Raw genomic sequence first — 13,299 nt, forward strand, 5'->3', positions numbered from 1 at the left:
TGAGGATATGGGCAATATCTGTGCCCTGATTCTACTGTAATCTTCAAGAATATGTCTGAGCGACCAATTTATCTTGACTGCCATGCCACCACACCAGTGGATGAAAGGGTTTTAGCGGCCATGCTACCCTACTTCACGGAGCGATTCGGTAATGCTGCTAGTATTACCCACACCTATGGTTGGGAAGCCGAAGCAGCCGTTAGCCGTAGCCGAGAAGTTTTGGCCCAAGCCATCGGTGGTACTCCAGAAGAAATGATCTTTACCAGTGGAGCCACTGAAGCTAACAATTTAGCCATCAAGGGTGTAGCCGAGGCTTACTTTAGCAAAGGTCGCCATCTGATTACTGTTACTACAGAACATAATGCTGTTTTAGATCCTTGTGAGTATTTAAAATCTTTAGGCTTTGAAATCACTTATTTGGGGGTTGATGCTCAAGGGTTAATCGATTTAGAAGAGCTAAAAGCAGCCATTCGGGAGGAGACTATTCTAGTTTCTGTGATGGCGGCCAATAATGAGATTGGGGTGATTCAACCTCTAGCCGAAATCGGCCAAATTTGTCGCGATCGTCAAGTGCTTTTCCACACCGACGCAGCCCAAGCTCTCGGTAAAATCCCCCTGAATGTCCAGGACATGAACATTGACTTAATGTCCCTGACGGCCCATAAACTCTACGGCCCCAAAGGCATTGGAGCCTTATATGTCAGGCGACGCAACCCCAGAGTCAAATTAGCTGCCCAGATCCACGGAGGCGGCCATGAGCGAGGGCTGCGATCGGGCACACTTTATACTCCTCAAATCGTGGGTTTTGCGGAAGCTGTGGGTCTAGGCATCGCAGAACAAGACAGGGAAGCCAAACGCCTAACCCAACTGAGAGAACAACTTTGGAGCGCCCTAAGTTCCCTAGACGGCATTCACCTTAACGGTCATCCCACCCAAAGATTACCCGGTAACCTCAATATCAGTGTAGAAGGGGTAGACGGCTCCGCCCTACTGTTAGGATTGCAACCTGTCGTTGCCCTCTCCTCCGGTTCCGCTTGTACCTCTACTAAAATTGCCCCCTCCCATGTTCTCTTAGCATTAGGCCGAGAAGAAAAACTCGCCTATGCTTCCGTAAGATTCGGTATCGGCCGAGTGAATACTGAACCAGAAATCGAGCAAGTCGCCCAATACTTTATCTCCACCGTGACAGCATTACGCAAAGCCAAACAACATTGATAGGTTGATGTATATCTGGAAAACCCATAAACTGATGTGGAGTTTTATCCTAGTTTTCCCAAGGTGTCATATCAAGTCCGATTGTTCATGTCCGCGAAGCGGAAATACCATGATTAAAAACTTAGGGAGCGAGACGCTCCCGCTCCAGCAATATTAAGGGATTAGAGGAGTGCGGGCATCTTGCCCGCTTCTTCACCCTTTATCCGGACTTGATATCATCCTGCCATTAGCTTCTCATACCTAACCAACCATGAGTTTAATTGACAATACCACTGCTCAATGGACAGTCAATACCCCTATTGGCAATAATAACCACTATCTCAACAACAACTTTTCAGCCGCAGGAAATCCCCTAGCAGGAACCATTGATGGCGGGCCGGTGGAGTATCGAGCCGCCGATGGTACGGTAGTCAATAGTTATAACAATAATATTCCTACATTGCTAGATGGAGCCAAAAGCGCCCTAGAATTCGGCAGCTATATTTTCTTCACTGGAGACAATGCCCAAGGGATTCGCCGTATCGATAATGACTGGTCGAGTAATGTCACTGGGTATCAAGCTACAGCAGAGCAAACTGAGTCCATTACCACCGATGGCACGTATATTTATGGAAATAATGATGTTAATCGCGACCAGATTATTCAATGGTCAGTTACTAATAATCCCGGTGACTTTAGCCTAACGCAACAATGGGCGCAAGATGTGGGAACTGGCGGACGCTTTCGCGGCATTAGCTATTTTGACCATGGCAGTGGAAATGACTATATTTACGCCAGTGATGGGGGAGCGAGTGGTACGGGGGATAAAATTTGGGCCTTTGATGCGGATACAGGGAATGCAACGGCGGTTAACTTTAACGGGACAGATATTACTGTACCCGGTACAGATTTAGTTTATCAGGCGATCGTGCATGAAGTCGGTGGGCGCAAGCTCCTGATGGCTGCAACCACTAGCGAGCTTCATGTGTGGGATATGCTCTCCCCCACCACCACTATCTCCGCAACACCCACGGAAACCTACACCATCGCAGGTCCTAATCCTAATCAACTTCGAGACAGCAGTGCCAATCCTTTAGGCGCAGGTTTTTTAGGTGCTAGTGCAACCGGGTCTCAGTTATTTCTCGGCCATGGTAGTCAAGTCTTGGCCTACGAACTAGCCGCCACTCCTCTGAGTACGGAAGTCACCAATACCAACGATAGCGGCGAGGGTTCCCTTCGACAAGCCCTGATTCATGCTGCGGCCAATCCAGGTGCAGATACGATTACATTTGGCGGGATGATGTTTGGTGGGATATTTCCTAGCATGGTGTTCACCGATCCTATCCCAGATACTATTACTCTCACCTCTGGAGAGCTGACTTATTTCAGCAAGGCTGGGAATGATCTCACCATTCAAGCGCCAGGAAATGCCCCACTGACGGTGAGCGGGAATAACTTATCGAGGGTGTTTAATTTTGATAGTACTTCTGAGATTACCATTGATGGATTGACTATTGCTAATGGTAATGCTAGTGATGGCGGTGGTGGAATTTATAACAACTCGACAGGCACAGTTAATGTAACAAATAGCACTTTATCGAGTAATTTTGCTTCTCCTTTTGGTGGTGGTGGAATTTATAACAACTCGACGGGCACAGTTAATGTGATAAATAGCACTTTGTCGAATAATTTTGCTTCTCCTTTTAGTAGTGGTGGTGGAATTTATAACAACTCGACGGGCACAGTTAATGTGATAAATAGCACTTTGTCGAGTAATTTTGCTTATTTTTTTGGTGGTGGTATTTTTAACAGCTCAACGGGAACAGTTAATGTAAGAAATACCATCATCGCTGGCAACACAGCCAGCAGCCCCGACCCAGATGTAAGCGGAACCTTCACCAGCAATAACCGTAACGTCATTGGCGATACCACAGGAAGCACCGGCTTCGGCGGCACAGACATCATCGGAGTCGCCCCCAACACTGTCATCAATACCACCCTCGCGGACAACGGTGGAACCACCCAAACCCATGCCCTCGTTGCCGGCAGTCCCGCCCTTGATGCCGGTAACAATGCCGATGTCCCCGGCACTATCACCACCGACCAACGAGGAACCGGCTTTGACCGCATCTCCAACAGTACCGTCGATATCGGAGCCTACGAAACCCAAGTTTCTCCCCTAGTCATCTCCGAAATCATGTACGACCCCAACAGTGCTGAAGATGACTGGGAATGGATAGAAGTCTACAACTCCGGCAGCAGCACCATCGATTTATCCGGCTACTTCCTCGACGATAATAACACTCTTGAGCATTTCTTCCCTAACATCGCCAGTGGTTCTATTGCTGCTGGCAGTAGCGCCATCCTCTTCAACGACGACGACCTTGATGCTTCTGACTTTGAAGCCGCCTGGGGAACCGGCATCACCTTAATCGGCGTTACCAATTGGGGTGCCATGGGACTCAACAACGGTGGCGATACCGTTGGTTTATGGGATAGCTTTACCAGCTATAGCGGTGACCATACCACTCATGCTAACGCCATTGAAACCGTAAACTACGGTAGCGCAGGCTTTCCCGACCCCGTAGGCGCGTCCATTTATCTCACCAACCTAACCGCCAATAATACCGTCAGCTCCAACTGGGCAACCAGCACCACTGGCGGCTCCACTCCCCTCGGAACCGGCTATCTCAGTGCTAATGCCGGTGGAAACAGTGGCAGTGATATCGGCTCCCCTGGTGGCACACTCTCTGCCGTCACCCTCTCCTCCGGAACCATTGCCGCCGCCAGCGTCCCATCAGGCACAACCAACCATCCCCTCTATCAACTCGACCTAGCCGTAACCACCGCCAACGCCCAATTAACCGGCGCAACCTTCACCACTGGCGGTAGTTATGTTACCGCCGATATCGTCCCCAACAGCTTTGAACTCTTCTACTCCACTGACACTATCTTCGACGCGGGCGACACCTCCCTCGGCACTCAAGCCGTTGTCACCTCCGGCAACACCCTCGCCTTCACCGGACTCTCCCAAACCATCAACAACGGCAACACCGGCACACTCTTCCTCGTCGCCGACATCGCCACCGGAGCCACTGCGGGCAACACCATCAATATTGCCGCTCCCAACCTCAGTGACATCACCTTCACCTCCGCCAGCAAAACCGGAACCCCCACTGCTGCCGGAGCGCAAACCTTCGACGCACTCCCCACCCTCACCTCCATCACCTCCACCACCAGCGATGGCACATTCGGAGTCGGAGGCACTCTCAACGTCACCGTCAACTTCTCCGAAAACGTCACCCTTGCTGGTGGCAACCTTACCTTAAATTTGGATAGTGGCGGCACAGTCACTATTACTCCTTTTACCAACGCCAACAGTGCATCAGGAACCTACACCGTTGGTGCAGGACAAAACAGCACAGACTTAAACTCAACCGGACTAACCCTAGCTGGTGGTGCAACCCTACAAGATGCCACCGCAAACAACGTTACCCTCACCATTCCCCCAGGACAGTCCCTGGCGGATAATAAAGCTCTAGTCATCGACACCACCGCACCAGCCGCACCCTCGACTCCCGATATGACGGCGGCTACCGATACGGGCAGTTCAAACAGCGATAACACTACCAGCGACACAACTCCCACATTCACCGGCACGGCAGAAGCGAACAGCACTGTCACTCTCACTAGCAGTGTTGATGGCACAGTGGGAACCACCACAGCAGATGGTTTAGGCAACTGGACTATTACTGCCAGCACGTTAAACGCAGTAGCTCACAATATCACGGCTACAGCTACCGATACGGCGGGAAATACCAGTAGTGCTTCTCTCCCTCTTGGTATTACGGTTGACACGACTGCACCCACGGTGACGGTCGAACAGGCAGTAGGTCAAGGAGATCCTACCACGGGTTCGCCCATCAACTACACGGTGACGTTCAGCGAACCGGTGACGGGTTTTGCTACGGGAGATGTAACCCTCGGCGGCACGGCAGGAGCAACTACCGATGCAGTGACGGGTAGCGGCACAACGTATAATATTGCCGTTAGCGGTATGACGGCATCAGGAACCGTTATCGCTAGTCTTGCCGCAGGAGTCGCCACGGACATCGCCGGAAATGCCAACACTGCCAGCACTAGCACAGATAATACAGTTACGTTTAATAATGACCCGACAGCACCAACACTAACCAGCATCACTCGCCAAACTCCGAGTATTACCCCCACCAATGCCGATACTCTGGTTTTCCGAGCCACGTTTGATGAAGATGTGCAGAGTGTAGACGCGAGTGACTTTTCGGTAATGGGAACAACGGCGACCATCACCGGAGTAAACGCCGTGAGTGCCTCTGTTTACGATATCACGGTGTCGGGAGGGGATTTAGCCGGTCTGAATGGAACTGTAGGATTAGATGTTGCAGTAGGACAAAATATTACTGATTTGTCCGCAAATGCGCTACCGACGGCAGAACCAGGGACGGATGAAGTCTATACGGTGGATAATACGGCTCCAAGTACGCCAACCACCAGCAGCATCACCACAGACACGGGGACGAGCAGCAGTGACGGAGTGACGAGCGATAGTACGTTAGTATTCGCCGGAACAGCAGAAGCCAATAGCACGATAGAGGTGTTTATTAATGGGAGTTCTATCGGCACAACTACAGCCGATGGTTTTGGAAGCTGGAGTTTTGACCATACGGGGACGACTCTAGCTGACGGGAATTATAACCTGACGGCGGTGGCCACAGATAGCGCAGGAAATGTGGGTTCAGCCTCCAGCGCTTTTGCCATAACGGTTGATACTATAGCACCGGCTGCACCTTTAGCTGCGGATATGAGCGCGGCTTCGGATACGGGAAGTTCCAACAGCGATAATATTACCAGCAATACCACACCCACGTTTACGGGAACGGCTGAAGCCAATAGTATCGTAACGCTTACGAGTAGTGTTGATGGCACAATTGGCACAGCTACTGCCGATGGTTCTGGCAACTGGAGTATTACGGCGAGTGCATTAAGTGCAGGCAATCATAATATTACGGCTACGGTTAGTGATGCTGCTGGCAATACGAGCGCTGCTTCATCTGCTCTTGGCATTACTGTAGATACGACTGCACCGACGGTTACGGTTAATTCTCTGTCTACGTTGGATACGACTCCGGCTTTGACGGGGACGGTGGATGATAACAGCGCTTCGATTCAGGTTACGGTTAATGGAAATTCTTACACGGGAACGAATAATGGGGATGGAACTTGGACGCTGGCTGATAATACGATTAGTCTGGCTCTGAGTGCTGGGACTTATGAGGTGGCTGTGGCAGCTACGGATAGTGCGGGTAATGCTGGTAATGATAGCAGCAGTAATGAGTTGGTTGTTGCGACTCCAGAAATCCAGTTTTCTGAAGCGAGTTATGCTGCCAATGAAGGGGATGGGACAACGAATCTGATTACGCTTACCCGGAATACAACCGTTGGCATTTCTGAGGTTCAAGTGAGCGTGACGGGGGGAGAGGCAACGGGAAATGCCGATTATACGGATAGTGATTTTCCGTTAACGGTTGTGTTTAATGAGGGAGAAGATAGCAAAACGGTTGCTGTTCCGATTATTGATGATACGGTTGATGAACCTGATGAGACGATATCGTTTGAGGTTACTGCTCAGAATAATGCCACGATTGGCGCTCAAAGTACGACAACGTTAAATATTGCTGATAATGATGCTGAACCTAACTTATCTATTAATGATGTTACGGTTAATGAAGATGCAGGAACTTTAACGTTTACGGTTTCTCTGGATGCAGCGAGCGCTCAGGAGATTACGGTAGATTATGCCACGGCAGATGGCACGGCTACAGCCGGAAGTGATTACACGAGTATCAATGGTACGTTAACGTTTGCAGCCGGAGAAACGAGTCAAGGGATTACGATTAATATCACGGATGACAGCTTGGACGAAACCAATGAAACGTTTACCGTTGACTTATCGAGCGCCAATAATGCGACGATTAGCGATGCACAGGGGGTGGGAACTATTACAGATAATGATGTTGCTGTAACTCCGTCTCCGGTTCCTTCTCCGTCTCCAATAACTCCGCCTTCTCCGGTAGTTCCTCCCTCTCCAGTAACTCCTCCCTCTCCTCCTGCTAATGCTCCAGTATCTGTAAGTTGTCCATTGCTCAATTCTCCTCCTGTTTTTCCGGCGCTGAATCTGACGGAAATGACGCGAGAAGGAACGAGTTTTGCTGATATTTTATTCGGAAATAATCAGGGGGAAACGTTCTTGGCGCGAGAGGGTGATGATTGGGCGATCGCGCTGCAAGGTGATGATAATATTTATGGTGAAAGTGGGGATGATTGGTTAATTGCGAATCAAGGAATGGATTGGGTGGATGGGGGGTTGGGGAATGATTGGATTCATGGGGGACAGGGAAATGATGGGGTGCGCGGGGGAGAAGGAAATGATGTGTTGTTTGGGGATAGGGGGGATGATTTTGTCGAGGGGAATGATGGCGATGATTTTCTCTCTGGTAATATGGGTAATGATTTTCTGGATGGCGGTTTAGGGGATGATGTTGTTCATGGTGGACAGGATAGCGATCGCCTGCGCGGGGATGATGGCAAGGATACGTTATTGGGAGATTTAGGCAACGATTGCATTCAAGGTAATTTAGGTGACGATTGGCTTCTGGGAAATCAAGGAGATGATAAGTTATGGGGAAATGCTGGGAATGATTGCCTCTGGGGAGGTCAAGGCAATGATATCCTGATGGGTGGAGTCGGAGAGGATGTATTATTTGGAGATGGGGGTAATGATATCTTTGTGCTGGGGATGGGAGAAGGAATAGATCGGATCATGGACTTTGGAGTGGGCGATCGCCTGGGTTTATCTAATGGCTTAAGCTATACTCAGCTCACCCTATCCCAAAATGGTCAGAATGCGATCGTTTCCATCAACAACCAAGTTTTAGCCATCCTAGAAGGGGTAAGCTCTGGGACTATTCAAGAGAGTCACTTTGTTAGTGTGGCTTAGGTTTTTAATTTTTAATTTTTAATTTTTAATTTTTAATTGATTAGTCTTGTTGTGTGGTGAATTCACGAGCGCCGACTAGGGAAAGGGCGATCGCCATCGCCAGCAGTACTGGGATAGAATACCAGGGAAACTGAGCCATATTATAAGCCGCAGATCGCAAGCCCAAGGTCGTATAGGTGAGCGGCAGTAAGTAGACAATGCCTTTGAGAATACTGGGAAGAGTAGAGGGATCGAAAAATGTACCGCCTAAAAAGGACATGGGAATAATCAGAAAGTTGTTGTAAAGTCCCACCGTTTCCAAGGATTTGACCTGCAAACCCACTAATACGCCTAATCCGGCAAAAACAGCGCAATTGAGGATAATCAGCAGTAAAAATAACGGATTCAAGAAACTCCAAGCCTTACCCGTAAACAGAACAGCCACCAAAATCACCGAACCCGAAGTCATTAACCCACGCACCACTCCCGCCAGCATTTTCCCCAAGTATAAAGCCAAGGGATGAACGGGCATGAGTAACATTTCCTCAAAGTTTTTCGTATACAGACGTTCCCCACAAATAGAAAATACGGTTCCGGCAAAACTAATGGTCATCGAAGAGAGCGCCACCATTCCCGGTAAGATAAACTCTAAATAGGTATCACCGACGGGTGGAGTCATTGCCCTATCTAGGGTTGAACCGAGTCCGAGACCAAAGGCAAGGATATAGATGAGGGGAGAAACTAACCCGGAAGCCGCCACTGGTGCAAGTCTGACGCGCAAATCAAGCCATTCTCCCCATAAAATGGTTATGCTATCGGCCCAGAGGGTAGAGAGTTCGTAGAGTGAGGGATAACGACGATATAGAGGTTTGAGAAAAGCCACGGCGAGTTAGGGAACGGTCAAAGTTAACGAATTTTAATATATCACTTGAGGTGGATTGTGGGTCAGGATCAATAGATATAGCGCTTCGCGATAGTATGTTTACAATAATCCGTAGGGGCGAACGCCAGAAAGTCCCTACATGCGCCTTTATCTGTAAACATTATAGCGCACAGTGCTGTATTCAAATTGATTATTAGGAGATCGGTTTGATCTAGAATCTCAGCTAGATTTCCTCCTGAAGCTCAGGCTCATCCCCAGGCAATACTAACTCAGGCAACACCAACTTTAAGGGCTTCCATAATATCCAGTTTTGGATATATAGGAGTTGTCGCAGAGGACTTTTAATCACAACTAACAATAATCCAATCGACATCAAACACCAAACTGCTGGCCATTCATTAATATTATTGGTCAACAGTCGAGCAAGAACAGGCCCCACCATAATATGGTAAACTGTAAACTTCCAAGAACCATAGAGGAGAGGAACCAGGAAAACGGGAATAAAATACCCTAAATATAGCCATTTGATATCATTAAGAGGCGCTCCCCAAGCGATGTGCCAGTTTCCAGAAACGGAACATAAATGTTCGCTACAAAACGGAACATGGCCAATGTCACATCGATTCGCCCATTCAAAGGGGTAAATCATCAGGAATAGCAGGATTGTCCCTACAAAACAGGTTCCATAAACAAAGGGACGAATTTGCTTATAAACGGATTCTGGTATGAAATGCATGGAAAACGCATTCACAAAAAAGGGTTGGAAGGCAATATGTAAGCTTCCTAGTAGAGTTAAGATTTGGTTTAAAGGTAAACCACATTGATCGATTACCGTATACGTGGCTGCCTGTAGCATTTCCATTAGGGAAAAATAAGCTAAAGGCATCCATAGTTTCTTGTCTTCACCCTTGATAGCAATATAGAGAGTGCTTGTCAACCCTAATGTCGCTAATGTGGCCGAAGCTTGTCCATTCCAACACATAATGGTAGGTTCCTAATCAGTACCAGTATTTTAAACAAAAATGCTAATTCTGGATCTTTGAAGGCTCCCCATGGGGATGAACCTGGACTAAATCCTCAGTCAATCTCTCAAACTTGTGGAGATTTCAGCACGCTAGGAACTAAGATCCACCAGGGAACATAGAGACTCGGAAGCCAGGAAGAATAGGGACGTAACTGGGGCAAAATCATGGGCAAAATAAACTGTAAGGAGCGCAAAGAGGCGGGTTGATTTCCGTCTCGGTCTACGACACCATAGCGCCGGGCTTGTTCGGCGACAATCTGTACTTTTCCGGTGCGTTTTATGATGTGAGAATCGGCAGCAAGACAGGCAATTACTCGACCTGTTAATAGGGGAGTTTCCCAGTTAAAACCGTCGGCAAAAGGGTTGCCTCTCTCTGGTGGGGTTCCGCTCGATTCTTGTTCTTGAGCAAATTGGGTAAATTTTTCTGTGCCGACGATTCCCGGCCAAATGGAGAGGGAGGTAATGTTATGGGGTTTAAGTTCTAAGGCTAATTCTAGGGCTAGGCGATCGCACGCTGTTTTACCCACTCCATACAGTACCCCAAATAGGGGAAACAATCCCCCCCAAGAAGACAGGGTACAAATGAGTCCTTGTTTCCGAGGAACCATCATCCGCGCTGCATACACACTGGCAATATAATGCCCCCGCAACCCCACATGATTGACCCGATCCCATAAATTGGGTTCTAATTCCCAAAAAGATTGACCATAGGTTTCTTTGAGCATAGATACGGCAGAATAAGCATTATTCACCAACAGATCGAGTTGTCCTTTTTGTTCATCCGCAATACGCTCGAATAACAAACGCACCTGCTCATCATCACCATGATCCACTTGTACCGGAATGGCTGCCCCACTCACTTTTTCTAGTTCCTTTTGGGTTTCTTCTAAGCTCCCCATTCCTGGCTCAGAACTGTACAGAGTTCTGCCAGTAATATAAACGGTTGCGCCAGCTTCTGCCAAACCGATGGCAATTCCTTTTCCTAACCCACGAGAGGCTCCGGTAACTAGGGCAATTTTTCCTTCGAGTGGTTTTGATGTCATTATGTTCTGCGGTTATTTCTATGTCCACAATTATTGTTCTGCTTTAGATGATAAATCAGTTCTTCTTTAGAAAGGTAGGGAGCATTAAAGGCAGCGAGGATCAAAGGTAGGGAGCATTAAAGGCAGCAAGGATCAAAGGTAGGGAGCATTAAAGGCAGCAAGGATCAAAGGTAGGGAGCATTAAAGGCAGCGAGCAGGATGCTCGCACTCCTTCGATTTTGCCCAGAGGATCGGAAGATGATACAGTAAAATATTGTGCCCATGCTCTCCACCCCGTTCCCCAGATCTCATGTTTTGTGATTATCTCGTCCAAATTCTCACGGCTCGCGTGTATGATGTTGCCCAAGAAACGCCCCTCGAAGTGGCAAGCAACCTTTCGCGGCGACTGGGGAATCGACTGCTGCTGAAACGGGAAGATATGCAATCGGTATTTTCGTTTAAGCTGCGGGGAGCCTATAACCGGATGGCGAAATTGCCCCCAGAGCAGTTGGAACAGGGGGTAATTGCCTCTTCTGCGGGGAATCATGCCCAAGGAGTGGCTCTGGCGGCGCGGCATTTGGGAAGTCGGGCGTTAATTGTGATGCCGGTAACGACACCGCAGGTAAAAGTGGATGCGGTGCGATCGCATGGTGGAGAAGTAGTATTATACGGTGAAACCTATGATGAAGCCTATGGCCATGCCCGCGAACTCGAAGCCCAGAAAGGCTTGACGTTTATTCATCCGTTTAATGATCCGGATGTGATTGCGGGACAGGGAACCATCGGTATGGAGATTTTACGCCAATATCAACAGCCCATCCATGCTATTTTTGTGGCCATTGGTGGCGGCGGTCTCATTTCTGGCATTGCTGCCTACGTGAAACGCTTACATCCAGAAACTAAGATTATTGGCGTAGAGCCAGTGGACTCGGATGCCATGAATCAATCCTTGAAAGCGGGAAAGCGCGTAAGATTGCCCCAAGTGGGCTTGTTTGCTGATGGGGTAGCGGTGCGGGAAGTGGGAGAGGAAACCTTCCGTCTCTGTCAGCAATATGTGGATGAGATTATTTTGGTGGAAACCGATGATACTTGTGCGGCGATTAAGGATGTATTTGAAGATACGAGATCTATTGTGGAACCTGCGGGGGCTTTGGCGATCGCCGGCGCGAAAGCCTATGTAGAGCGCGAAAAGATCCAAGGACAAACCCTCGTCGCCATTACCTGCGGTGCGAATATGAACTTCGATCGCCTGCGGTTTGTCGCCGAACGAGCGGAATTTGGGGAACGCCGAGAAGCCATTTTTGCCGTCACCATTCCCGAAAAACCGGGCAGTTTACGCCGCTTCTGCGACTGTTTAGGCACGCGCAATCTCACAGAATTTAACTATAGAATCGCCGATCGCACTCGCGCCCATATCTTTGTGGGCGTGCAAATAAAAGACCGCTTGGATGCCGCCCAAATCGCTAAAACCTTTGAAGAAACGGGGTTTAAGACCCTAGAATTAACCGATGATGAACTCACCAAAATGCACCTACGGCATATGGTGGGCGGGCGATCGCCCCTAGCCGAACATGAATTAATATACCGCTTTGAATTCCCCGAACGTCCCGGCGCACTGATGAAATTTGTCGCCTCCATGAGTCCAAACTGGAATATTAGCCTTTTCCACTATCGCAATAATGGTGCAGACTATGGGCGTATTGTGGTTGGGATGCAAGTTCCGCCGGAAGAAATGGCAGAATGGCAAGCCTTTTTAGACAGTTTGGGCTATCGCTATTGGGACGAAAATCATAATCCTGCCTATAAATTATTCTTGGCTTGATTCATGCAAGGCTTTCTGTTCTGATGAGATACGTTAAAATCTCTATAGCTAGTCTAAATGATTTGTGCAACAGGAAATGCCCTCTCCCTATATCCCTCTCCCACGGGATTCTTGACTTTTTCCCCTTCTCCTGCGGGAGAAGGGGGCAGGGGGATGAGGGGCAGCTATTACATAACTCATTTAGGTTTGCTCTATATCATAAACTGACCCCCTTAATTAACCATTGCATGTGAGCATCATGGTTCAAACTCCTCTTTCTACAGAACTCCTCTATCCAGATTCTGACGGGTTACCGATGGCAGAAAATACAGAACAATATGAGTGGATTGTACGTTTAGT

The 13,299-nt window shown here is 48.6% G+C and carries 6 protein-coding genes and 1 pseudogene; 4 read left to right on the top strand and 3 right to left on the bottom strand.

What is annotated here, in order from left to right:
* Positions 1-51: 51 nt before the first annotated feature.
* A complete protein-coding gene (locus tag PMG71_RS10665; RefSeq protein ID WP_283753660.1) occupies positions 52-1,215 on the top strand; it encodes a cysteine desulfurase family protein in 1,164 nt (387 codons plus the stop codon).
* Positions 1,216-1,465: 250 nt separating this feature from the next.
* On the top strand, positions 1,466-8,230 hold the full coding sequence (locus PMG71_RS10670; protein WP_283753661.1) for an Ig-like domain-containing protein: 6,765 nt from the start codon (positions 1,466-1,468) through the stop codon (positions 8,228-8,230).
* 40 nt (positions 8,231-8,270) lie between these two features.
* On the opposite strand, the gene PMG71_RS10675 is transcribed toward PMG71_RS10670, so the two are convergent.
* The 3 genes from PMG71_RS10675 to PMG71_RS10685 all read right to left on the bottom strand — a co-directional run bounded on the left by PMG71_RS10675 (position 8,271) and on the right by PMG71_RS10685 (position 11,159).
* Positions 8,271-9,092, bottom strand: a complete 822-nt coding sequence (locus PMG71_RS10675) for an ABC transporter permease (protein WP_283753662.1) — start codon at positions 9,090-9,092, stop codon at positions 8,271-8,273.
* Between the two features lie 223 nt (positions 9,093-9,315).
* The gene (locus PMG71_RS10680) at positions 9,316-10,074 is read right to left on the bottom strand and encodes a DUF5765 domain-containing protein (protein WP_283753663.1); all 759 of its coding nucleotides are present in this window, start codon (positions 10,072-10,074) and stop codon (positions 9,316-9,318) included.
* A 107-nt stretch (positions 10,075-10,181) separates the two neighbouring features.
* Entirely contained in the window at positions 10,182-11,159 is a 978-nt protein-coding gene (locus tag PMG71_RS10685) for an SDR family NAD(P)-dependent oxidoreductase (RefSeq protein ID WP_283753664.1), read from the bottom strand.
* 289 nt (positions 11,160-11,448) lie between these two features.
* Here PMG71_RS10685 and ilvA point away from each other — a divergent pair, with 289 nt between their 5' ends.
* Together ilvA and PMG71_RS23890 are read left to right on the top strand one after the other, a co-directional pair.
* A complete protein-coding gene (gene ilvA, locus PMG71_RS10690; protein WP_283753665.1) occupies positions 11,449-12,960 on the top strand; it encodes a threonine ammonia-lyase, biosynthetic in 1,512 nt (503 codons plus the stop codon).
* Positions 12,961-13,198: 238 nt separating this feature from the next.
* A pseudogene (locus tag PMG71_RS23890) lies at positions 13,199-13,299 on the top strand (Uma2 family endonuclease); the annotation flags it as partial.

The sequence above is a fragment of the Roseofilum acuticapitatum BLCC-M154 genome, assembly GCF_030068475.1.
GTDB lineage: Bacteria > Cyanobacteriota > Cyanobacteriia > Cyanobacteriales > Desertifilaceae > Roseofilum > Roseofilum acuticapitatum.

Bases quoted from the DNA above. Each gene is read 5' to 3' on its own strand.
- PMG71_RS10665 (WP_283753660.1), top strand. From the start codon at position 52: ATGTCTGAGCGACCAATTTATCTTGACTGCCATGCCACCACACCAGTG.
- PMG71_RS10670 (WP_283753661.1), top strand. From the start codon at position 1,466: ATGAGTTTAATTGACAATACCACTGCTCAATGGACAGTCAATACCCCT.
- PMG71_RS10680 (WP_283753663.1), bottom strand. From the start codon at position 10,074: ATGTGTTGGAATGGACAAGCTTCGGCCACATTAGCGACATTAGGGTTG.
- PMG71_RS10685 (WP_283753664.1), bottom strand. From the start codon at position 11,159: ATGACATCAAAACCACTCGAAGGAAAAATTGCCCTAGTTACCGGAGCC.
- ilvA (WP_283753665.1), top strand. From the start codon at position 11,449: ATGTTTTGTGATTATCTCGTCCAAATTCTCACGGCTCGCGTGTATGAT.